Origin of the sequence: Kitasatospora sp. NPDC018058, assembly GCF_044327205.1 — a bacterium.
GTDB lineage: Bacteria > Actinomycetota > Actinomycetes > Streptomycetales > Streptomycetaceae > Kitasatospora.
The window spans coordinates 1-21,250 of the sequence record NZ_JBIRFA010000066.1; the positions used below are offsets into that span (position 1 = coordinate 1).

Annotated in this window: 20 protein-coding genes and 2 pseudogenes; 10 read left to right on the forward strand and 12 right to left on the reverse strand. The window is 71.0% G+C overall.

The window, feature by feature from the left end; translation table 11 throughout:
* The 4 genes and pseudogenes from ACH4E7_RS42040 to ACH4E7_RS42055 all read left to right on the forward strand — a co-directional run.
* Window positions 1–243, forward strand: a pseudogene (locus ACH4E7_RS42040) (potassium-transporting ATPase subunit B); the annotation flags it as partial.
* Between the two features lie 13 nt (window positions 244–256).
* Entirely contained in the window at window positions 257–874 is a 618-nt protein-coding gene (kdpC, locus tag ACH4E7_RS42045; protein WP_396254498.1) for a potassium-transporting ATPase subunit KdpC, read from the forward strand.
* A 167-nt stretch (window positions 875–1,041) separates the two neighbouring features.
* On the forward strand, window positions 1,042–3,576 hold the full coding sequence (locus ACH4E7_RS42050; RefSeq protein WP_396254499.1) for an ATP-binding protein: 2,535 nt from the start codon (window positions 1,042–1,044) through the stop codon (window positions 3,574–3,576).
* Entirely contained in the window at window positions 3,573–4,247 is a 675-nt protein-coding gene (locus tag ACH4E7_RS42055) for a response regulator transcription factor (RefSeq protein ID WP_396254500.1), read from the forward strand. The genes ACH4E7_RS42050 and ACH4E7_RS42055 overlap by 4 nt, the downstream gene beginning before the upstream one ends.
* Here the strand turns inward: ACH4E7_RS42055 and ACH4E7_RS42060 are convergent.
* From ACH4E7_RS42060 to ACH4E7_RS42090, 7 genes are all read right to left on the reverse strand, one after another.
* The gene (locus tag ACH4E7_RS42060; protein WP_396254501.1) at window positions 4,235–4,861 is read right to left on the reverse strand and encodes a hypothetical protein; all 627 of its coding nucleotides are present in this window, start codon (window positions 4,859–4,861) and stop codon (window positions 4,235–4,237) included. The genes ACH4E7_RS42055 and ACH4E7_RS42060 overlap by 13 nt on opposite strands.
* Before the next feature lie 38 nt (window positions 4,862–4,899).
* A complete protein-coding gene (locus tag ACH4E7_RS42065) occupies window positions 4,900–5,451 on the reverse strand; it encodes a hypothetical protein (protein ID WP_396254502.1) in 552 nt (183 codons plus the stop codon).
* Between the two features lie 5 nt (window positions 5,452–5,456).
* Window positions 5,457–6,725 carry a hypothetical protein gene (locus ACH4E7_RS42070; RefSeq protein WP_396254503.1) on the reverse strand — a complete coding sequence of 423 codons (1,269 nt, stop codon included), beginning with the start codon at window positions 6,723–6,725 and terminating at the stop codon, window positions 5,457–5,459.
* Window positions 6,726–7,197: 472 nt separating this feature from the next.
* Window positions 7,198–7,467: a hypothetical protein gene (locus ACH4E7_RS42075; protein WP_396254504.1), complete on the reverse strand. Its 270-nt coding sequence runs from the start codon at window positions 7,465–7,467 to the stop codon at window positions 7,198–7,200.
* A 35-nt stretch (window positions 7,468–7,502) separates the two neighbouring features.
* On the reverse strand, window positions 7,503–7,697 hold the full coding sequence (locus tag ACH4E7_RS42080) for a hypothetical protein (protein WP_396254505.1): 195 nt from the start codon (window positions 7,695–7,697) through the stop codon (window positions 7,503–7,505).
* Window positions 7,694–9,061 (reverse strand): hypothetical protein, encoded by a 1,368-nt coding sequence (locus ACH4E7_RS42085; protein WP_396254506.1) that lies wholly within the window; start codon window positions 9,059–9,061, stop codon window positions 7,694–7,696. Before ACH4E7_RS42085 ends, ACH4E7_RS42080 begins: the two co-directional genes overlap by 4 nt.
* Before the next feature lie 426 nt (window positions 9,062–9,487).
* Window positions 9,488–9,907, reverse strand: coding sequence for a GbsR/MarR family transcriptional regulator (locus tag ACH4E7_RS42090; RefSeq protein ID WP_396254507.1), 420 nt, complete (start codon window positions 9,905–9,907; stop codon window positions 9,488–9,490).
* A 53-nt stretch (window positions 9,908–9,960) separates the two neighbouring features.
* Between ACH4E7_RS42090 and ACH4E7_RS42095 the strand changes: the two genes are divergently transcribed.
* Together ACH4E7_RS42095 and ACH4E7_RS42100 are read left to right on the forward strand one after the other, a co-directional pair.
* Window positions 9,961–10,335 carry a hypothetical protein gene (locus ACH4E7_RS42095; protein ID WP_396254508.1) on the forward strand — a complete coding sequence of 125 codons (375 nt, stop codon included), beginning with the start codon at window positions 9,961–9,963 and terminating at the stop codon, window positions 10,333–10,335.
* Between the two features lie 34 nt (window positions 10,336–10,369).
* Window positions 10,370–11,158 (forward strand): alpha/beta fold hydrolase, encoded by a 789-nt coding sequence (locus tag ACH4E7_RS42100; RefSeq protein WP_396254509.1) that lies wholly within the window; start codon window positions 10,370–10,372, stop codon window positions 11,156–11,158.
* Between the two features lie 338 nt (window positions 11,159–11,496).
* On the opposite strand, the gene ACH4E7_RS42105 is transcribed toward ACH4E7_RS42100, so the two are convergent.
* Complete coding sequence (locus ACH4E7_RS42105) at window positions 11,497–12,318, reverse strand: SDR family NAD(P)-dependent oxidoreductase (protein ID WP_396254510.1); 822 nt, start codon at window positions 12,316–12,318, stop codon at window positions 11,497–11,499.
* A 491-nt stretch (window positions 12,319–12,809) separates the two neighbouring features.
* On the opposite strand from ACH4E7_RS42105, the gene ACH4E7_RS42110 reads away from it, so the two are divergent.
* Together ACH4E7_RS42110 and ACH4E7_RS42115 are read left to right on the forward strand one after the other, a co-directional pair.
* Entirely contained in the window at window positions 12,810–13,622 is an 813-nt protein-coding gene (locus ACH4E7_RS42110; RefSeq protein WP_396254511.1) for a GNAT family N-acetyltransferase, read from the forward strand.
* Between the two features lie 157 nt (window positions 13,623–13,779).
* Window positions 13,780–14,508: pseudogene (locus ACH4E7_RS42115) on the forward strand (HAD-IC family P-type ATPase); the annotation flags it as partial.
* Window positions 14,509–14,552: 44 nt separating this feature from the next.
* Here the strand turns inward: ACH4E7_RS42115 and ACH4E7_RS42120 are convergent.
* Window positions 14,553–14,984, reverse strand: coding sequence for a hypothetical protein (locus ACH4E7_RS42120; RefSeq protein WP_396254512.1), 432 nt, complete (start codon window positions 14,982–14,984; stop codon window positions 14,553–14,555).
* Between the two features lie 276 nt (window positions 14,985–15,260).
* Window positions 15,261–17,144, reverse strand: a complete 1,884-nt coding sequence (locus ACH4E7_RS42125; protein ID WP_396254513.1) for an amino acid transporter — start codon at window positions 17,142–17,144, stop codon at window positions 15,261–15,263.
* A gap of 388 nt (window positions 17,145–17,532) precedes the next feature.
* On the opposite strand from ACH4E7_RS42125, the gene ACH4E7_RS42130 reads away from it, so the two are divergent.
* On the forward strand, window positions 17,533–18,033 hold the full coding sequence (locus ACH4E7_RS42130) for a hypothetical protein (RefSeq protein WP_396254514.1): 501 nt from the start codon (window positions 17,533–17,535) through the stop codon (window positions 18,031–18,033).
* A gap of 264 nt (window positions 18,034–18,297) precedes the next feature.
* Here ACH4E7_RS42130 and ACH4E7_RS42135 read toward each other — a convergent pair whose 3' ends face one another.
* Window positions 18,298–18,891 carry a TetR/AcrR family transcriptional regulator gene (locus ACH4E7_RS42135; protein ID WP_396254515.1) on the reverse strand — a complete coding sequence of 198 codons (594 nt, stop codon included), beginning with the start codon at window positions 18,889–18,891 and terminating at the stop codon, window positions 18,298–18,300.
* Window positions 18,892–19,015: 124 nt separating this feature from the next.
* On the opposite strand from ACH4E7_RS42135, the gene ACH4E7_RS42140 reads away from it, so the two are divergent.
* On the forward strand, window positions 19,016–20,125 hold the full coding sequence (locus tag ACH4E7_RS42140) for an FAD-dependent oxidoreductase (protein ID WP_396254516.1): 1,110 nt from the start codon (window positions 19,016–19,018) through the stop codon (window positions 20,123–20,125).
* 199 nt (window positions 20,126–20,324) lie between these two features.
* On the opposite strand, the gene ACH4E7_RS42145 is transcribed toward ACH4E7_RS42140, so the two are convergent.
* Window positions 20,325–21,233, reverse strand: a complete 909-nt coding sequence (locus ACH4E7_RS42145) for a LysR family transcriptional regulator (RefSeq protein ID WP_396254517.1) — start codon at window positions 21,231–21,233, stop codon at window positions 20,325–20,327.
* Window positions 21,234–21,250 lie beyond the last annotated feature (17 nt).

Sequence of the window (21,250 nt, forward strand, 5' to 3'; positions counted from 1 at the left end):
CACCTGAACATCATGGGCCTGCACAGCCCCCAGTCCGCGATCACCTCGGCGATCATCTTCAACGCCCTGGTCATCATCGGCCTGATCCCGCTCGCGCTGCGCGGCGTGAAGTACCGGCCCTCCGACGCGAGTTCGCTGCTGGCCCGCAACATCGGGGTCTACGGCGTCGGCGGTCTGGTGGTGCCGTTCGTCGGCATCAAGCTGATCGACCTGATCGTCCAGTTCATCCCCGGTCTGAGCTGAGAGAACGAGAACCATGCCCACCATCGTGCGCACCCACCTCACCGCGCTGCGGGCGCTGCTGGTGATGACCGTCCTGTGCGGCATCGCCTACCCGCTGCTGATCACCGGCATCAGCCAGGTCGCCTTCAGCGACAAGGCCAACGGCTCGATCGTGAAGTCCGACGGCAAGGAGATCGGTTCCAGCCTGCTCGGCCAGAACTACAACCTGCCCAAGGCCAACCCGGACGACCCGAAGGAGGAGGCCCGGCCGGACCCGAAGTGGTTCCAGCCCCGGCCCTCCGCCAACAACTACGCGGGCGACAACTCGGGCGCCAGCAACCTCGGCCCGAACAGCGACGACCTGCTCAAGGCCGTCAACGACCGCCGCGCCGCCGTCGCCGCCTTCGACGGCGTCGACCCGGCGAGCGTCCCGGCCGACGCGCTGACCGCCTCCGGCTCCGGCCTCGACCCGCACATCTCGGTGGCCTACGCCAAGGAGCAGGTCAACCGGGTCGCCAAGGAGCGCAACCTCCCGGTGGAGACGGTCGCCAAGCTGGTCGACCAGTACACCGAGGGCCGTTCCCTCGGCTTCCTCGGCCAGGAGGGCGTCAACGTCGTCCTCCTCAACAAGGCCGTCAGCGAGGCGAAGTGACCGCCTCGGCACGCTGAGGTTCCAAGCCGACCCGGGCGCGGTGCACACCATGCCGCACCCGGGTCGGTCGCCCGTTCTCCCCGTCCGCCCGGCGGGGTACCCCTCACCATCCACCGGGCCGACATCACAGCCGTACCGGTCGCCCTTCGCCAGAAAGCGCAGCGCCCATGCCCCCTGACCTCACCCCCGGCACCGTTCACCGCCGCGGACGGCTGCGGGTCTACCTCGGATCGGCCCCTGGTGTCGGCAAGACCTACCGCATGCTGGACGAGGCCCACCGACGGCGGGATCGCGGCGCGGACGTGGTCGTCGGCTTCATCGAGACCCACGGGCGCAAGCACACTGCGGGAATCCTCGACGGACTCGAGGTGGTTCCCCGCCTGCGCCGGCGTTACCGCGACACCGACTTCGAGGAGATGGACCTCGACGCCATCCTCGCCCGCCGGCCCTCCGTCGTCCTGGTCGACGAACTCGCCCACACCAACATCCCCGGCGGACGCAACGCCAAGCGCTGGCAGGACATCGAGGAACTGCTCGCCGCCGGGATCGACGTCATCACCACCGTCAACATCCAGCACCTGGAATCGCTGAACGACGTCGTCCAGAAGATCACCGGCATCCCCCAGCGCGAGACCGTCCCGGACGAGGTCGTCCGCCGGGCCGACCAGCTCGAACTCGTCGACATGGCCCCGCAGGCGCTGCGCCGGCGCATGGCCCACGGCAACGTCTACAAGGCCGAGAAGGTCGACGCGGCCCTGTCCAACTACTTCCGCGTCGGCAACCTCACCGCCCTGCGCGAACTCGCCCTGCTCTGGGTCGCCGGGCGGGTCGACGAAGGACTGCGCGACTACCGCTCGACCCACAACATCGACCGAGTGTGGGAGACCCGCGAACGCGTCGTCGTGGCGATCACCGGAGGCCCCGAGGGCGAGACGATCATCCGCCGCGCCGCCCGGATCGCCGACCGCACCGCCGGCGGCGAGCTGCTCGCCGTGCACGTCTCCCGCAGCGACGGCCTGGCAGGCGCCTCGCCCGGTGCGCTCGCCCAGCAGCGGCAGCTGGTGGAGGACCTGGGCGGCAGCTACCACGTCGTCGTGGGCGATGACATCCCCACCGCACTGTTGGCCTTCGCCCGCGCGCACCACGCCACCCAGCTGGTCCTCGGCACCAGCCGCCGCGGCCGGATCAACCGCTTCCTCACCGGCCCCGGCAACGGCCAGACGACCATCGACGCGTCCGAGGACATCGACGTCCACATGGTCACCCACGAGTTCACCGGCCGCGGCCGGTTCCTGCCCAAACTCGGCCCCCGCCACTCCAGGCGCCGCACCATCGCCGGCTACCTGGCCGGCCTGGTGGTACCCACGCTGCTGACAGCCGTACTGTCCCGGTTCCACCACTCGGTCAACCTCACCACCGACGCACTGATCTTCCAACTCGGCGTCGTGGCCGTCGCGTTGCTCGGTGGCGCGATGTCGGCGCTGCTGGCCTCGCTGGTGGCCTCGCTGCTGCTCAACTACTTCTTCATCCCGCCCGTCCACACCTTCACCATCGACGAGACCAACAACTTCATCGCCCTGGTGGTCTTCGCGGTCGTCGCCCTCACCGTCTCCACCGTCGTCGACCACGCCGCCCGCCTCACCACCCGGGCCGCCCGCGCCACCGCCGAGGCCGAGGCCCTCTCCACCCTGGCCGGCAGCGTGCTGCGCGGCGCCGACGCCCTACCCGCCCTGCTGGACAAGACCCGCACCGCCTTCGGCCTGGACTCCGTCGCCCTGCTCGACCGCAATGGTTCCACCGTCGCCCGCAGCGACTCCGACGGCGAGCCTGCCGCGGACCGCACGGTCACCGAGCTACCCGCCGGACCGGACGCCTTGCTGGTCCTGGCCGGCCGCCGGGTCTCCGCCACCGACCAGCGCGTCCTCACAGCCTTCGCCGCGCACATCGCCGCCGCGCTGGAACGCGACCGCCTCGCCACCGCCGCCGCCGAGGTCGAGCCGATCAAGGCCGCCGACAAGATGCGCACCGCCCTGCTCGCCGCCGTCAGCCACGACCTGCGCACCCCGCTCGCCGCCGCCCTCGCCGCCGTCGGCTCACTCCGCAGCCCGGACGTCGAGTTCGCACCCGCCGACCGCGACGAACTGCTCACCATGGCCAACGAGTCACTGCTCAAGCTCACCGCACTGGTCGACAACCTCCTCGACATGAGCCGCCTCCAGGCCGGCGCCCTCACCCTCCACCTGGAGGCCGCCCAGCTCGACGAAGTACTGCCCCGAGCCATGGACTCCCTCGCCGACCCGGACGCCGCCGTCCAGCCCCTCGACCTGGACACGGCCCCGCCGGTGCTCGCCGACCCGCCCCTGCTGGAACGCGTCCTGGCCAACCTCATCGCCAACGCACTGCGGCACAACGCCCCCGGCGCGCCCGTCCTGGTCACCGCCAGCCACCACGCCGACCAGGTCGAGATCCGTGTCGTCGACCGCGGCCCCGGCATCGCCCCCGAGGACCGCGACCGGGTCTTCCTCCCCTTCCAACGCCTCGGCGACACCGACAACACCACCGGCGTCGGCCTCGGCCTCGCCCTCTCCCGCGGCCTCGCCGAAGCCATGGGCGGCACCCTCGAAGTCGAGGACACCCCCGGCGGCGGCACCACCATGCTGCTCACCCTCCCCGCCGCCACGCACTTCGAGGCGGAACAGTGAGCCGCGTCCTGCTGGTCGACGACGATCCGCCGCTGCTGCGAACCCTGCGGATCAACCTCAGTGCCCGCCACTACTCGGTCCTCACCGCGCACAGCGGCCAGGAGGCACTCGACGTGGCCGAGCGTGAGCAACCCGACGCCGTCCTCCTCGACCTCGGCCTTCCCGACCTCGGCGGCATCGACGTCCTGAAGGGCATGCGCGCCCACCTCAATGTGCCGATCATCGTGCTCTCCGGGCACACCGACCCCGAGGAGATGATCCGCACCCTCGACGCCGGGGCCGACGACTACGTCACCAAACCGTTCGACCCCGATGAACTGTTCGCCCGGCTGCGGGCCGTTCTGCGCCGACCGCCCCACCTCGTCCGCGAACACAACCCCAGGATCGGCGAGTACGAGATCGACACCGATGCCACCACCGCCACCGGACCGAACGGGCCCGTCCGGCTCACCCCCACCGAGTGGAAGATCCTCACCCTCCTGCTGGCCAACCCGGGCCACCTCGTCTCCGGCCGACAGATCCTGCGCGAGGTCTGGGGCCCCACCGCCGAGAAGCAGAGCCACTATCTGCGCGTCTACCTCGCGGGCCTGCGCCGCAAACTCGAACCCGATCCCGCCCACCCCCGCCACCTGATCACCGAGGCCGGCATGGGCTACCGCTACGAGCCCTGACCCGCCCGCGGGGGCATCAGCTGCGGAGGCAGTGGGCTGAACACGTACGGCCCTTCGGGCAGGTCGATGGTGTTGGTGCAGCCGAGGGCCTTCTCGGCTGCCCGGTGGGCGAACGCCACCGCCAGCTCCGCGGTCTTCTGCCGGCCCGGGGCGGGGTCGGAGTTGCCCCTGGCGTTCTGGACCGCGGCCGTCGCCACGTAGTACCAGGTCCGCTGTGTGCCGTCGGCGGGTGATCCGGTGACGCAGGTGAACCGGACCACGGCGGCGCGGTCGTCGCCCTCACCGCCCGGGAATGCCTGGGCGTCCTCCGGTACTTCCTTCCGTTCGAGGATGGTTTGATCCTTTTCGTCGCTCGCGCCGTCCACCCTGACGCTCAGGTCCCGCCGGTGCTCGCCGTCCACGGAGCACGCCAGCAAATCGGGCAAGTCGGTCCTCCCCGCCAGGAACGTGGTGTCGACCCCGACCTGTCGGGTGGACCCCAGGGACGCGGCGAAGCGCGGGTCGTCCAGGGTTCCCCGGCACTCTCCATGGGAAAGGTCCACGGCTGGCGGGTGCTTCACGCCCTGCTCGAGGTGGCGGTGCCAGTCGAACAGGCCGCCACCGAGGACGACCACGACGGCAGCGGACCCTGCCGTCCATCGGAGCCCTTTCACTAGCACCCCGCAATCACCTCGTTCGGCAGGGCGGACCTGGCGAGGTCCTCGAAATCGGCCCGGTCCGCCTCCGGTCGACCGACCCGGGCGGCCTCGCCCGGCACGACCCGCAACAGCACGTGGTAGAACAAGCTGGGGCGAGGACAGTACTCCACGACGGCGGCGCCCCGCGCCCAGGCGGCCGAGGAGCTGCCGACCCCGAAGCTCTCCGCACCGCTCTGCTGGGCCAGCTCGGGCGGCAGTACGGCACGTCCCACGTGGCGGTCGGTGGTGACGGTCAGGGCGGTCCGGCCGTCCACCCGGATCGTGCAGGACTCCACCGCTCCCTCATCGCCCACACCGTGAACCCGCTCCTGGACGTCCTGCCGGCCCGTGGGCAGCAGCCGACCGAGCGGTGTGTCGGGCCCCGTGGGCAGTCTGCACAAGGTCGTGGCCCTGCTCCGGTCCTCGTCCGGTTCGTGCGCCCGCCAGTCCAGGTAGCCGACGACCCCGGCCGCCGTGAACACGGCCGCCAGTCCTCCGGCGAACAACGCCACCTCGTATCGCCGCACCCCCGTCACCCCCTCCCCCCGGCCGTGCGGTTCGCCACGGCACCCGCCGCGCCGCCCTGCACGGCACGGTGCCCGGCGTTGGCGGCGAGGTCATTGATGTCCTTCCCGCTCAGACCGCTCCCGACAGCCGCGTCCTGGACGGCCTGAGCCGCGCTGTTCCCGCTCGCGGTGCGGCCGGAATCCCACTGTTGACCGGCCACGTCCTGCGCCACCGCGAGGGTGTCCTTGTACGTGCTGTCCACGATGCTCTGCAACATCTGGCCGAAGATGAAGTCCCCGGCCGCACCCGCGCCCGGGACCACGGCGGTAGCCTGATAGATCACGGTGTCGAACGCACCCCTGGCCCAGGACGCCCCGTTGGCCACCGCGTCGTTGTACGCCTTGTCCGAGGCGGCGTGCTCCTTGAACACGGCGTCCGCACGCGCCTCGTTGAGGATGCCGGCGATCGCGCCACCCGAACTCGCCGCGTTGGCGATCGGGATGGCGAGTTTTTCGGTGTTGATCTCGCCACCCGCGAACACCGTGTGGATGAGAGCGGTCGTGTACGCCTGCTGGGCGTTGATGACACTGCCGTACGCCTCCGGATCGCGGCCGAGCTGGTTGAGGACGGCGCGGACGTGGGAGGTGTCGAGGTTGGCGGGTGCTCCGTTCACCGGCAGGGTGTTGTCGTAGGTCGAGAAGGAGTGCTGGACGTCGCCCATGTAGTCGGCGACCAGGTGTCCGAGGCTGGGGCGCAGCGCGGCGAGCGGGGCGTCCTTGCCGGTGATCCGGGCCAGGCTGCCGCCGTCCGTGGTGTGGCCGAACTCGTCCATCACCTTGGTCATGACCGCGGCCTGGTCGGCGCGGTGCTGGAGCGGTGGGTTGGGCGTCTCGTCGTACGGGTGGCCGCTGGTGGCCGCCTCCAGCGCGTGCCCGAAGGCGAGCGGTCCACTGGCCTGAGACTTCGCCTGGGCGTCCTTGTCGTCGGAGAGGGTGTCCGGCTTGAACTCCTTGTCGTGTGCGAGGTAGTGGAGGTAGTCGGCGGGCTTGGGCTTTCCGTTCGGGTTGACCGTGCCGTCGGTGTTGTAGGCGGTGGGCTGGTCGTGGAAGAACTTGGTGGCCGCCTCCGGGCTGTGGCCCAGTGCTTCCAGGATTCCCGTGAGCGGCTGGTAGCCTGCTGCACCGTCCTGGCCGACGATGTTGAAGATTCCCCGTTTGTCGCCCCCGAAGTCGGGCCGCCGAAGCCCGGGAGGCCTCCGGCGACCGCCGTAATCTTCTGGTCGGCGCTCTGACACTCGCCGCTCAGGCGGCAGTTGATCTGCTCGGCGTCCGTGGCAGCGGCGGTCAGTTCCCCAAGCTTGACCGAGAATCCGCCGCCGGCGCCGGCCGGCGAGTCGGCCGAGTTGAGCCGGGTCCGCGCCGCCTCCTGGCGCTGGGCCCGGGCCGTCAGGTTGCCTTCGGCGTCGTAGGCCCACGGATTCATCATCCGGTCGAACGCGGTCACACGATCGGACATCGTCCGCCACTCCCCCCAATGCGCACCGGACGCTCGACCCGGTGCCCCCCATGAGTAACCGGCCGATCGTACCGACGGGTAACCTTCGCGTGCGCCCGGTCGGTGAAACCACTACGGATCATTGACGGGCAGGAACGTCGGGCGCCTGGCTCGCGCGACCGGGGGCGGATTCGAGCTGTGACCGGATCGTTCGTCTCCCCGACCCGCCGGCCGGGGAGACGAACCGCGATGTCGCGCCCGCGCGAGGGTCGTCAGCTGGGGTCGACGACCTGGGTGACGGTGAACCGGTTCAGGCTATCGGGGTTCAACCGGTGGCCCTCGACCACCAGGTACTGGTCCGCCCCCGCCCGTAGCACCTGGGTCTCCTTCGCCGCCGGCGCGAAGTCGGGGTGTTGGCCGCGGGCGGCCTCCAGTGCGAACGCTCGCGCCTCCTCCAGGGACATCGGCTCGGAGGTCCTGATCTCGGCGCCGAAGCGGTTCTTGGTCAGGCCGACCTCGGCCACGACGACGTGGTTGCTCATGTTTCCTTCCGTTTCCTTCCGTGTTGATCAGTCCGTCAGTCCGTCAGCAGATAGGTCCCCAGGCTGACCACCCCCGAGACCACCGCGATCGCGGCAAGAGCCTTGAACAGGACCACGAGCACTCGCCACAGCGCCCGCAGCGGCCGACCCTCGCGCCGGCGCGAGGGTCGGCGGGGCGCGGCCAGCTCGACGGCCTGCGCGACGTGGGCCGCGCCAGCGCCTCTGCTCACACGAACTCGCGCAGGCGGGGCCGTACCCCCGCCGCGGTCAGGATGAGCGCCGCCGCCAGGGCCGCCGCACCCAGTCCGGCCGTGGCGGCGTCAAGGTCGTCGTCGGTGGCGGCGACGGCTCCGTCGAAGGCACGCTGGTTGATCGCCTGGTTGTCGTCGAGGGCGGCGCTGAGCGCGTCGAAGTCGGCGTTGGACTGGCCCGCGGTGGTGCCGGTGTCGAACGTGACGGCCTCCTTGAGCTTGCCCTGGGTGTTGAGCTCGCGGATCTTCCGGTCGTCGCGCTGGTACTGCTGGAAGGCGTTCAACACTCGTTCCGCAGCTTCCTGTTCACCGGCGAAGGTGATGTTGCGCAGTTCGTCACCGAGGTATCCACCGAAACCCACCTGGCCGTGGTCGGCCCGGTGCCGGTCAGCCAGCGCGGCAAGCTTGTCGCTGTACGAGGCGAGGGTGGCACCGTCGACCCGGGCGAAGGACTGGGTCTTGTCGAGGAAGCTCTGCTCGTACGCGGCCGCCCGGGACGGGTCGGTCAGGTACCGGCTCTCGTCCGCGTTGAGGTCATACGCCACCGCGCGCGCCCGGCTGAGCGCGATCACCGAGTCGAAGGAGTTGCTCTTGGCGACCACCAGCTGGTGATCCGCCTGGGAGGCCAGCGTCAGCGCGGTGACCAGCCCGGCGAGGGCGAGCAGGGTCGTGATGGCCAGAGGCACGTTCACCAGCCGCCGGAAGCGCACCGCGAGCAGTCGCTGCAGCACTCCGAGGGCGGCCAGGGCCACCAGGCCGGCGATCAGGATCTCCCACCAACCGCCGGCCAGGGCGGCGCGCTGGTCGGTGTAGTTGCGTTCCACGACCGACGCATTGGCCTTGGTCACCTCGTCGACGGCCGGCAGCAGACGCTGGCGCAGCAGGTCGGTGGCCTGGTGGTAGGCGGCGAGGGCATCCGCCGAGGGACGGCCTACCGAGGCGTGGGCCTGCTCCTCCAGCAGCTGGGCGCGGGCCACCAGCGCCTCGTACTGGCCGAGTTCGCCGATGACGGTCCGCACGGCCCGCTGCCCGGCCGCGTCGCCGGCCACCGCCTCCGTGACGCGCTGCAGGTCGGTGTCGGCCTGGGCGCGCCGCTGTTCGTAGGTGTCCAGGGTCTCCTTGCGCAGCGCCGTGTAGTCCGGGTCGGCGCCGAACAGCAGCAGGTTGGCGGCCTGGGCGTCCATGTCGTTGAGCGCGAAGTAGAGGTCGGCCGAGCGCACCACCTGCGGGGCGGCTTGGTGGCCGATCACGTCCGTGCCGTCCCGAGCTCCGCCCAGGACGGTGGCGGTCGCCGCACCGGCGGCGAGCAGCGCCACCAGGCAGAGCCCGGTCAGCCCACGCACCAGGCGCGGGGTGTTCCACCACGCCCGGCTACGCCAGGAGCGGCCGAACCAGTGACCGGGGACGCGCGACCCGGAAGGCGGTACGGCTGCCTCCTGCCGCGCCGTCTCCGACGCGGCCGTTTCCCCCACGACCGCCGTACCGCCCGACGTACCCGTTGGCATCGCCGCGCGCCCCCTCACCCTGTTTTTCCACTGGCCGCCGAACCTTCCCCGGAGGAGCCCGCCGGGACCGGGATTCGGCAAACGGTCCACCGCCAGGCCCCACGCCCGGGCGGCGAACCGTTTCCTCGCAGCTCACGCTAGGTGTGCTCGAACATCCGCCCGTCCGCCCTGACGCGTCCTTGACGCGGTAGGCGGCCGTCTTGACGCAGCATTGTCGCCACGGGTCGGGGCCGGGACGGAGCCGGTGCTACGAGGCCTTGTGGATCAGGGTGCACCGCCGGCCGCGTCGCGGTCCGCCTGGCCCTGCTGCCACTGGTGGATCACCTGCTGGAGGGTCTCGCTCATGAGGGTCAGGAAGTCGGCGGAGTCCCGGAAGCGGGAGCCGGCGGGGGTGGCGGGTCCGAGGGCCTCGGCGGCGCTGCGGAGTTCGGTCACCAGGGCCTTGTGCATCTGCATCGCGGCCTGGGTGGACCGGAGCCAGATCTCGCCGTCGATGACGTAGCGCTCGCGGCGTTCACCGGGGACGCGTTCCCGCCGGAGCAGGCCCTGTTGTTCGAGGAAGGCGACGGCGTGCGAGACGGAGGCCGGGCTGACCCGGAGCTGCTGGACCAGGTCGGCGGCGGTGAGGGTGCCTGAGTCGGTGACGAGCAGGCAGACCAGTACCTTGGCCGTCATCGTGGGCATGCCTTGCTGCTCGATGAGCGTGGTGACGGACTCCGCGACGTCCCGGACGACCCGTGGGTCGCGACCCTGGCCATGGCGCCGTCTCGCTGCTGACCGCCGCCAGTGCCACCAACAAGCCCCACAAAATCGCCACCGAGGGCTCCATCGCCCTGTCGGCCGCGACCGGCCTGGTCGAGCACGTGCTCGCCGAGAAGTCCGAGGGCGCCAAGCTCGACGGCAAGTCCGTGGCCGCCATCGCGGACCAGGTGCTGCCCGCCTTGACGGCGGCGATGAGCCTGCTCAAGCGGCAGGACCAGGCCGAGGCCGAGAACTTCCGCAGCACCGTCCTGGTCGCCATCGCCGCGGCCACCCGGGGCCTCAAGGGCGAGCCCGGCCCAGTCCTGGCCGACATCACCCGCAAGATCACCGGCGCCCTCGACGCGGCCTGACGGCGCGCCACCCAACTCCGGCCAGGAGGAAGTCATGACGAACGCGCAGTGGACCGGCATGGTGCCGGTGGACGACACGGCCTTGGCCGCCGCCGACACCGGGGGTCCCGGCACCCCCGTGATCTACCTCAACGGCCAGTTCGCCACCCAGGGCTACTGGCGGCACACCATCGCCGAACTGGGCCCGCGCTGGCGGCACATCACCTACGACATGCGGGCCCGCGGCAGGAAGTCGGGGCGCTCGATGGACTACTCCTTCGAGACCATGGTCACGGACGTCGACGCGGTGCTCGCCACCCGGGGCGTGGACCGGGCGGTGGTGGTGGGCTGGTCCTACGGGGCGTTCGTCGCGGCGCACTGGGCCGGCCGGAACCCGGACCGGGCGCTGGGCGCGGTCATGGTCGAGGGCGCGCAGCCGTACGACTGGCTGGACGACGCGATGGAGCGGCGGATCCGCAAGCTGTTCCGACGGTTCTCCCCACTGGTGGCACTGGCTCGCCCGACCGGCCTGACGCCCCGGATGACCGCCGTGCAGATGGCCGAGTGCAACATCGAGCTCGGCAGGATCGCCCGCGCGAGCGCGATGGGCCCGGTGCTGGACGCCATCGCGGTCCCGGCGCGGTACGTGGTCGCGTCGGGGTCGTCCCTCGGCAGCAAGGGCGACGAGCAGGAGCGGATCCGCGCGAGCCTGCAGGCGGTGACCGAGCGGAACCCGCACATCGAGATCAGCGCGAAGGTCGCGAGCAACCACGACATGATCCTGAAGAAAGACTTCGCGGCCGTCGCCAAGGCCGTACGCGAGGTAGCCGGCGCCAGCGGCTGACCGGCCCCGTCCATCGGCACGGGGCTGAGCTCCGCACCGTGGCGGCGTGGGCCCCGATCGAAGGCGCCCCGTCCGCAGGGTGGCATCCGGCGAGACCTCTCACGTGCCCGGCAACGAGAACGCGGTCACATACCGCGGCCCCCGCACCCGCCATCCGCACAGCCGGACGCCGGGCCGCGAGGGCCACGGGGGGAAGCACCCGATGCCGGTGGCACGCGGCACCGGGTGGGTCTACGCGGGCTTGCGGCCGTGGTTGGCCTTCTTCTTCCGCCGGGCCTTCTTCTTGCGGGCGCGCTTGGACATCGTGCTGTTTCTCCTGGGCTTCGGGTGGGTGTGGGTCAGGCGGCCCGGCCGACCAACTGGTCGGCGAGCTTGGCCAGACGCTTCAGCGAGCGCTCCTCCTGGACGGCCTGCGCGGTCGGGGCGAGGACGCCGCCGTCGAAGTAGGCGCCGTTGGCGACGACCGCCTCGGGCAGGCAGAGCCGGACGACGGCCGCCGCGCCCTCCGCCGCCGGGGCGCCGACCCGCCCGTACAGCGGCAGCAGCGCGGTGTCGCACAGGCCCGGGTTGAGACTGACGGCGGTGATGCCGGAGCCGGCCGGGGCCATGTCGGCGGTCGCCATGGTGAGCGCGAGCTGCGACTGCGCGTACGCGGCGACCCGCGAGTACTTCTTCACCCGGTGCGGGTCCGACCAGTTCATCGACGCGGTGCGGTGCAGCGAGGACGACACGTTGACAATCCGTGCGTCGCCGGCCGCCGAGAGCGGGGCGCGCAGAAGCTTCGCCAGCAGGTGCGCGGCAAGGAAGTTGACCTGCAGCGAGACCTCGTTGCCGTCGTCGGTGAGCGTGCAGCGCTCGGGCGCCATCACGGCGGCGTTGTTCACCAGCAGGTCGAGCGACGGGTAGTGCTTGACGACCGTGCCGGCCAGCACGGCGACCTCGGACAGCTTGGTGAAGTCGGCGGCGAGTTCGACGAGTTGGTCGCGGCGGGCGCCGGCGGCGACCAGCCGTTCGACGGCGTCCTCGGCCTCGGCGGTGGTGCGGGCGTGCACGAGCACGGTCGCGCCGTGCCCGGCGAGCAGCCGGGCGGTCTCCCAGCCGATGCCGGAGGAGGCGCCCGTGACGAGGGCGGTGCGGGCGGACAGAACAGCGTCGGACATGACCCATCCAAGGGTGGAAGGCACCGGCGGGGTGCGAAGGCAGGGCAGCATGAAGCCGCACGCCTCCGGGGCCGCCGGTGCGAGAAGGGTGTGGTGCGAGGAGAGCGCTCGCCCGTCCCCGGCCCTCGGAGCCGAACGGGGCGGGGGACGGGCGGCGGTGATCAGCACGGGCTACGGCGAACGGCGCCGGGCCCGTGCGCGCGGCCGGTGACCAGCGGGAAGGAGCTTGGTCCTACCGGACGGCGATGACGACCGCGACAGCGACGACAAACCGCGGCCAACTATGCGGCGGGCGGTCGTGGTGGCGTGTCGAGCGGTGCATGTCCCCCATCAAAGCCTGCCAGGATGCCCGGGGCAAGCTCGTTCACCCTCCCTGACGAACCCCTGACGCACCGCCGACACCTCGTTGACGCTCCTGCTGGGTTCTTCGGCACTCGCCAAGGTTCCGTCAGCAACTCCCCCGCCACCGCCAGGCATTCGTCAACAAGCCGATGTCCAGCGTTCGCACTCTGCCGTACTGGACGGATGTCCGCCGTCGCCGCCCTTCCCGTCACGACTGGTTCACCCCCGAGCAGCCCGGTGCGAGCGTCCTTGCCGCCCACGTCGCACGCAGCGCCCATGGCGGCTGGTGGGCGGACGATCCCGAGGCGGCCCGGGCACTGCTGGTGCACTGTGGGCCTGAGCGGCTGCTGTACGGGGACCCCGTATGGCTGGGCCCGGATGTCCTGGCCCACTACGGGCGGGGGCAGTTCCACACTCCGGACAGCTTCCTGCCCCTGCTCGGCCGCACCTTCACCCACATCACCCCGTGGGTCCGTGTGCTGTACGTCCACGCGGAGCGGCCCCGGCCGGTCTCCATGCACACCTCGGCCTGGGTGCGTCCGTTGCACGCGACCGACGAAGCCCACCTCGACCGTTTCGCGCGTCGCGCCTCCGCCTCCGCACAACGCGCCGGCAGCCCGCACTGGATCGCCGAGACCTGGGGCGGCCATCGGGCACTCGCAGCGAGCGGCTTCGCCTGGGGCGCGTTCCTCGGGCCGTACCTGGCCTCACTCGCCTGCGGCTACCTCGTCGGACGGAACCACCTCGACATCGCCGTGGCGACCGACCCGGCTTTCCGCCGGCTCGACCTCGCACTCGCCTGCGTCCACGCCGCCACCACCGTCGCCCACGCGCATGGGTTCACCCCGACCTGGTCGGCGCCGCGGACCAATCACGCCAGCCGGGCCCTCGCCGAGGCGGCGGGCTTCCAGCCGGTACGCCAGGAGGTGGTGTACTGGGCGGGCCCGGCCCTTCCCTGCTGACGAACACGCGTCCGACAAGGTGTCAGGGGGCTGTCAAGGAAGTCGCGCCGCACGCCAAGCCCTCGTCAAGACGTGCCTGTCGCGTGACGATCCGGTGCTTCGCTGTGCGGCGTTCCCCGTCGCTCCCCGAACCGCCGCCCTTCTCCCCGGGCGGCCCGTCTTCATCCTCTCCGTCGTCTCCCTCCAGCCGATGGCCATCTACGCGCACGCCACACAGACCACCGTCGTGCTGGTCGCGCTGATGGTCGCGCTCATCCCGACCACGATCGGCGCGCTGCTCTCGGCGATCGGCATCGCCGGGATGGACCGGCTGGTGCAGCGCAACGTGGTCGCGCTCTCCGGCCGGGCGGTGGAGGCCGCCGGGAACATGGTCGCGATGACCGGCGACGGCACCAACGACGCCCCCGCCCTCGCCCAGGCCGACGTCGGCGTCGCCATGAACTCCGGAACCCCGGCCGCCAAGGAGGCCGGCAACATGGTCGACCTCGACTCCAACCCGGCCAAGCTCATCGACATCATCCGGGTCGGAAAGCAACTCCTCATCACCCGGGGCGCGTTGACCACCTTCTCGATCACCAACGACGTCGCCAAGTTCTTCGCGATCATCCCCGCGATGTTCGCGAACGCCTACCCCGGGCTGCACCACCTCAACGTCATGGAACTGCACAGCCCCACCTCGGCGATCGCCTCCGCGATCATCTTCAACGCGCTGATCATCATCGCGCTGATCCCGCTCGCCCTGCGCGGCGTCCGCTACCAGCCCGCCTCCGCCACCGACCTGCTCCGGCGCAACCTGCGGGTCTACGGGCTCGGCGGGCTGATCCTGCCCTTCCTCGGCATCAAGGCCATCGACCTGCTCATCCAGTTCGTCCCCGGCCTGGGGTAGCCACACCGGCCGGCGCCTCGGGGACGACACCGAGGCGGCGGCCCTCAACCAAGATGGCGCTCGACCCCCTCGCCGACCGTAAGGCGTTCGATGCGGATCGCCCGGCGCGGCAACGCGGCGGGCAGGGAGAGCACCAGGGCGGCTGCGGTGAAGAGGACGAAATGCTCGGTCTCGAGGCCCGCTCCGGACCATCCGAGTTCGGCATGGCGGTGTTCGGCGAAGGCGTTGCAGCACAGCCAGGCGGACATGCCGACCACGGGCGCGGCCATGGGCCGGGAGAAGCCTCCGGCCAGTGCGGCCAGCCCGGCGTACGCGATGTACGGGAACCAGCCGGCATGGAGCTCGCCCAGCCAGCCGAGGCCGAGCGCGAGCGCACCGCCGGCGACCAGGGCCACCGTGCCGGACACCGCGACCGGCAAGCGGTCGAGGACGGGGCGGTAGCGACGGCCGCCGGGGCGGGCGGAGTACATGCGCATGGTCCTGTCCCAGCTTCGCCGCGAGTTTGTTCGACGCCACCCAACCCGACGGCCGCAGGCCCGACGGCTCGCCTTGACGGAATCCTGACGCCGCCGCCCGAAATCACAACGCGATCTTGACGCCCGGGACAGCCGACCAGTCCGGGGCCACGGCATCAGGCCACCGCTCGGACAAGGCTGATCACGTAGACGGCACCACTGCCAGGCGCCTCCCTGACCGCCGGTTCATCTTTCATCGCCTCCACGTCCCTGCTCCGCCCGTTTCGAAGACCGGCCCTACCCGACGTGGACGCGCGGGCGCCGGGAACGGTCCGGCTCCGCCACGCGCAGCACCTCCCGGGTGACCGGGGCGACCTCGCCCTGCCCGAACAGGAAGAACCGCAGGAAGTGGCCGACCGGGCCGCCCTCGGTCCACTCGAAGTAGATGTGCGGGATCTGCCCGGTGCGGTCCCGGATGGTCAGCAGCAGGGCTGCCAGCGCGTTCGAAACGCTGGAACTCTCCAGCGACAGCACCCGGTAGCGGTCGTGCAGCACTTCACCGCGCACGGTCAGCACCGACTCGAACTCGGACGGGTCCCGAACCGTCACCTCGACGAAGACCAGGTCCAGGTCGGCCGGGATGTCGTGGTGCGCGCGGATCTCCCGTTTCTTCTCCTGGTACTCCGCCAGGTCGCGGCTGTTCGGCTCGTTGGCGATCAGGCGCATCGGCCGGTGGGTGTAGTCGCGGACGAACCGCTCGGCGGCCTCGTCCAGCACCACGTCGGTGACCCGCAGCTCGAAGGCCCGCTTGAGCCGGGAGGCGAAGGAGACCAGGATGATCCCGCCGATGAAGCAGGCGCCGATCTTCACACCGTCCGGACGTTCGGCGATGTTCGCGCCCGTCGTGTACAGGAACACCGCCGCGATCACGGCGAAGCCGATGGTCCAGTTGCGCTGCCGGGCCTTGTGAGCGGCGATGGTGACGGCGATGGCCGCCGAGGAGATCAGCACCAGCACACCGGTCGCGTACGCGCCGCTCTGGGCGTCCACGTTCGCGTCAAACAGCCACGTCACCAGGAAGCCGATCAGCGTCAGCACGATCACCATCGGCCGCACCGCCCGCGCCCAGTGCGGCGCCATGCCGTAGCGCGGCAGGTACCGGGGCAGCAGGTTGAGCATGCCGGCCATCGCCGAGGCGCCGGCGAACCAGAGGATCGCGATCGTCGACAGGTCGTAGACGCTGCCGAAGGCGCCGCCCAGGTTCTGGTGCGCGAGGTAGGCGAGCGCCCGGCCGTTGGCCTGCCCACCCGCCTCGAACGCGGCCTTGGGGATCAGCACCGTGGTGATGAAACTCGTCGTGATCAGGAACGCGCTCATGATCAGCGCGGCGGTGGTGAGCAGCTTGCGGGCGCCCCGGATCCGGCCGGTGGGCTTCTCCTCGGTGTCCTCCGGGTCGCCCTCGATGTGCGGCATCACGGCGACGCCGGTCTCGAAGCCGGACAGGCCCAGCGCCAGCTTCGGGAAGACGATCAGCGCGACGCCGATCATCGCGAACGCGTTGCCGTGCTCCGCGGTGAGCGCGTCGGACCAGTCCGTCACCACGTGCGGGGCCTTCAGCACGTGCCAGAGCCCGTTCACCACCACGACGACGTTGAGCGCCAGGTAGACCCCGACCAGGAGTACCGCCAGGCCGATCGCCTCGCTGAACCCCTTGAGGAAGACGGCGCCGAGCAGCGCGACCAGCAGCAGGGTGATCAGCATCTGCTTGCCGGACAGGGCGCTGTGCAGACTCGGGTTCTCCACCAGGTGCGCGGTCGCGTCCGCCGCCGACAGGGTGATGGTGATCATGAAGTCGGTGGCCGCGAACCCCAGCAGCGCCAGCACGAACAGCTTCCCCTGCCAGAACGACAGCAGCCGCTCCAGCATCGCGATCGAGCCCTCGCCGTGCGGGCTCTCCTTCGCCACCCGCCGGTACACCGGCAACGCGCCGAACAGCGTCACGACCACCAGGACGATCGTCGCCACCGGCGACAGCAGCCCCGCCGCGAGCGCAGCGATCCCGGGCTGGTAACCGAGCGTCGAGAAGTAGTCCAGACCGGTCAGGCACATCACCCGCCACCAGCGCTGGCCCTTGTGCTCGACCGGCGCCTCCGCATGCGGCCCCGGGTACTGCTTGGCCATGTCTGACAGGCCTTCCAGCAGCCACGCCCGAAACCCCGTCCGCCGCGTCGACGCAGCCGCACCCGACGAACTCACCCTGCGCCCCTGCCCTCGTCCCGAACCTGGCGCCACCGAGGCGGCGGCAGGGCGAAAGGCTAAGGGAACAACCGCTCCACTCCCGGCATCCGCTCGCCCGATATCGCCCTATTGGTCCAACGCATTCCGGCGCCCGCATACCCGGCGCTCGCCACCACGTCGGCATTGGCAAGCCCGCTCCCGGCAGGCACCAGAACGGGCTGCCACGCGGCCCGCGCCGGCTCCTTCCGCTACCGGTACGGCCGAGTCTGACGATTCGCCAGAATGGCGCGCAGCCGAACAAGGCGCCACGCAGCCCCGGAGGTAGGTCTTCATGACCCGTTACAGCGTCGACCCGGAACGACACGAGCTGATCGCCACCTGGGGAACGGGCGAGGGCGATCTCGCCACCCGCATCGCCGCTCTCCCCGCCGGAGCCGATCTCTCCGCACCCCTGGGCCTGGGCCGAGCGCTCGCCCAGCTCTCGGAGGCCGCGTGGCGCACCTACACCCACCCCGCCAGCGCCGCCGACTCCCTGGAGCCCAACACCGAGGGCCGGCGCCGCGAGCAGGAACGCAAGGCTTTCACCGAGGTCGCGGATGCGATCGCCAAGCCGAACCTCCCCAGCGGCGGCTCGATGGTCGTCTCCTACAGCCGCCTCCTCGAATCCGCGAACCATGTCGGCCGTGTCCTCCACGAACTCGACGACCCCAAGCTGACGAAGGCCGTCCTCGCCGAGGCCGCCACCGAGCTCGCCGCCGTCGAGAACGCCGAACTCGGCGACCTGACCGGCCGCGCGGAGCAGGCTCTGCAGCCGTTCCGCCCGGCACGGTAGGCCGACCCGGAGCACGGCGGTCGTGATCGTCGTCCTCCGACACTGAGCGGTTCGAGTAGCAAGACGGCAGCGCGGGCACGGCCATCCTCGCATTGCTCCGCCCCGCCAGACGATCAGGACCGCAGACACCTGGCCATGACCAGCACCAGAACCCCGACCGGGCATCACACCAGTTACGCGTCCCCTCGATCTGTCAGCTGGTCACCTTGAGGGGCCCGAGCTCGCGCACCGCCACCGCGCACATCGGGGCGCCTGGCAGCCCGGTCAGTTGCTCGGTCGGGAGGCTGCCCAGCCGTGTTCGAGCAGCGCGAAGGCCTCCTCGGCCGCCTGGCGCGGTTCGGCGTGCCGCAGGATGAGACCGCGGGCCTCAAGGGCGAAACGGGCCAGGGCGGCGCAGCTGACGTCGTCCTCGGGCGCGCCTACATCCTCGGCGATGGCCCTCGTCAGGGCTGCTTCGTGGCGCGTCCACATGCGCTGGGCGTAGTCGCGCAGCGCAGGGGTCTCCTGCACCAGGCGCGTGAAGTCGGCGAACCGCGGGTCCGCGGCGTGGACGGCGAGCTGGGTCTGCTTCAGCAGGAGGTGCTCGCGCAACGCCTGCGGGATCGACTGGCCCGGGGGGCGCTCGCGCACGGCGGCGACGAGTTCTGCTTCCAGGTCGTCGTCCTGATCGAAGACCAGGGCTTCCTTGCCGGAGAAGTGTTTGAACAGGGTGGTCACCGAGACGTCGGCGCGGTCGGCGACGTCCTTGACGCCGACCTGGTCGTAGCCGCGTTCGAGGAAGAGCTCAAGTGCGGCGTCGGCCAGGGACTGGCGGGTCTGGGCCTTCTTGCGCTCGCGGCGCCCGGTCGGTTCGGTCACTCGCACACCGTACCTCGAAGTACATTCGTTGCAAAAGTTTAGTCATTGCGCTTATTTGGCGAGTGTGCTTTCTTAGTGATGCCGGGCTTCCCGGCGGCTCATCCACCTCCCGAGGGGCACTTCCATGAACTCTGCTCGTGATCCCCGCATCGCGATTGTCGGCGCCGGCCTCGGCGGCCTCACCTGCGCCCGGGTCCTCCAGCAGCACGGCCGCTCCGTCACCGTCTTCGAACGCGAGGCATCCGCCGACGCCCGCCCGCAGGGTGGCACCCTCGACATGCACCCCGACACCGGCCAGGCTGCCCTGGGTGCGGCGGGGCTCCTCGACCGATTCCACGCCCTCGCCCGTCCCGAAGGAGACGAGTGGCGCGTGCTCGACTTCGCCACCGCCGCCCTCCTGGCGCAGCAGGGGCCGTCCGCCGACGGCGGAAGGCCGGAGATCGACCGGGGCCAGCTGCGGGGTCTGCTCCTGGACTCGCTCGCAGATGGCACGGTGCGGTGGGACCGCGCCGTCACCGGCGTCACCCCGCTGGCGGACGGCACCTGCCGGCTGCTCCTCGGTGACGGCACCGCCGAGGACTTCGACCTGGTGGTCGGCGCCGACGGCGCCTGGTCACGCGTGCGTCCGGCTCTGTCACCCGCCGCCCCCGGCTACACCGGTGTCACCTTCCTCGAGACCGGATTCGACCACTGCGACACCCGACACCCCGACCTCACGCGGCTGGTCGGCAACGGATCGATGCTGGCGAAGGGCGCCGGCAGGTCCCTGGTCGCCCAGCGCAACAGCAACGGCCACATCCGCGCCTACATCGCGCTCCGCACGCCCAAGGACTGGCACGTGGCCGCCGGTATCGACCTCCGCGACCAGGGGGCCGTGCGGACGCACCTGCTGGGGATGTTCGACGACTGGGACGAGAGCCTGCGCTACATCCTGCGCAACGGCGACCACGGCTTCATCCACCGGTCCCTGTTCGTCCTACCCGCTCCGCACACCTGGGAGCACGTTCCCGGCGTCACGCTGCTCGGCGATGCCGCGCACCTGATGCCCCCGGTAGGGCTGGGCGCCAATCTCGCCATGCTCGACGGCTGCGACCTCGCCCAAGCCCTGGTAACCGAGTCCAGCGTCGGCGACGCCGTCCGCACCTACGAGCGCATCATGCTGCCGCGCTCGATCGAGGCCGCGACGGCCAGTGCGAAGGGACTCGACCACCTCGTTCCCGCGACGGCGTCCTGAACCGACTTGTCTCTGACCGACTGAGTGAGCAGGGCAAACAGATCCGCGATCGTGAGCCGCAGGCGTCGCTCTGGCCCCCACGGCCAGCACAGCACGGGGGCGGTGGGGCTGGTGATCTGATGCGGGTCCGCACGACGGCCGGCCGTGCGGCATCGAGGTGGTCGCGTGGAGGTGTGGGTGAGCGGCCGGACGGCGCCGACTACGACGACGCTCCACCCATGGCCAGCGCGGTTCGCGCCAGCCCGCGCAGCCAGGCGTGGGCGTGATCGGTGTCGTAGCGCTGATGCCATGACAGGTACACCGGTGCCGACGGCAGTTCGAGTGGCAGCGGGAGCACGACCAGGCCGAGGTCGGCGACGGCGGAGCGCGTGGTGGCTTCGGGGACGCTGATCAGGAGATCGGAGCCGCGCGCGAACTCCAGTGCGGCCGCTTCCGTGGGCGCGCTCGCCACCACGCGGCGGGTGAGGCCGAGCCGGGCGAGGGCGTCGTCGACGACATTGCTGAGGTTTCCACGTCGCGAGACGGTGACGTGCTCAGCGGCGGCGTACCGCTGTGCGGTGACGGTCCGGATGCGGGTGAGAGGGTGTCCCTGCCTCACGACGATGACGAGGCGGGTCTCGCCCACGTTCTCGGCACGGATGTCCGGTGCGCTCGGGCGGTTGGCGTTCGCCTCCAGGTCGACCTCGGCGCGCCGCAACTCGGGGGTGTCGATGCTCGATTCCGCGACGAAGCGCAATCGCACGCCGGGCGCCTGCCCGCGCACGGCCGAGAGCAGTGCGGGGCCGCTCAGGGCGACCAGGGAATCGTGCCAGCGGAGTGTGAAGGTGCGCTCCAACGTTGCCAGATCGAGTTCACGGCTCGGTGCCAGCACCCCTTGGACTTGGTGCAGCAGCTCGTGCACCTGTTCCCGGACGGCGATCGCGTACGGCGTCGGGGTCATTGTCCGGCCGGTGCGCACCAGGATCTGATCCCCAGTCGTGCGACGGATCCGGCCCAGACTCCGGCTCATCGCGGGGGCGGTGACATGCAGGCGCGCGGCCGCCCCGGCCACACTGCCCTCCTCCAGCAGCGCGTCGAGCGCGGCCAGCAGATTCAAATCCAATTGCATGTGAGTAATCCTAGCCG

Excerpts from the sequence above, each read along its gene's own strand:
- ACH4E7_RS42145 (WP_396254517.1), bottom strand. The coding sequence starts at position 21,233 with ATGCAATTGGATTTGAATCTGCTGGCCGCGCTCGACGCGCTGCTGGAG.
- ACH4E7_RS42090 (WP_396254507.1), bottom strand. The coding sequence starts at position 9,907 with ATGCCCACGATGACGGCCAAGGTACTGGTCTGCCTGCTCGTCACCGAC.
- ACH4E7_RS42110 (WP_396254511.1), top strand. The coding sequence starts at position 12,810 with ATGTCCAGCGTTCGCACTCTGCCGTACTGGACGGATGTCCGCCGTCGC.
- ACH4E7_RS42075 (WP_396254504.1), bottom strand. The coding sequence starts at position 7,467 with ATGAGCAACCACGTCGTCGTGGCCGAGGTCGGCCTGACCAAGAACCGC.
- kdpC (WP_396254498.1), top strand. The coding sequence starts at position 257 with ATGCCCACCATCGTGCGCACCCACCTCACCGCGCTGCGGGCGCTGCTG.
- ACH4E7_RS42050 (WP_396254499.1), top strand. The coding sequence starts at position 1,042 with ATGCCCCCTGACCTCACCCCCGGCACCGTTCACCGCCGCGGACGGCTG.
- ACH4E7_RS42105 (WP_396254510.1), bottom strand. The coding sequence starts at position 12,318 with ATGTCCGACGCTGTTCTGTCCGCCCGCACCGCCCTCGTCACGGGCGCC.
- ACH4E7_RS42140 (WP_396254516.1), top strand. The coding sequence starts at position 19,016 with ATGAACTCTGCTCGTGATCCCCGCATCGCGATTGTCGGCGCCGGCCTC.
- ACH4E7_RS42125 (WP_396254513.1), bottom strand. The coding sequence starts at position 17,144 with ATGGCCAAGCAGTACCCGGGGCCGCATGCGGAGGCGCCGGTCGAGCAC.
- ACH4E7_RS42130 (WP_396254514.1), top strand. The coding sequence starts at position 17,533 with ATGACCCGTTACAGCGTCGACCCGGAACGACACGAGCTGATCGCCACC.
- ACH4E7_RS42100 (WP_396254509.1), top strand. The coding sequence starts at position 10,370 with ATGACGAACGCGCAGTGGACCGGCATGGTGCCGGTGGACGACACGGCC.
- ACH4E7_RS42120 (WP_396254512.1), bottom strand. The coding sequence starts at position 14,984 with ATGCGCATGTACTCCGCCCGCCCCGGCGGCCGTCGCTACCGCCCCGTC.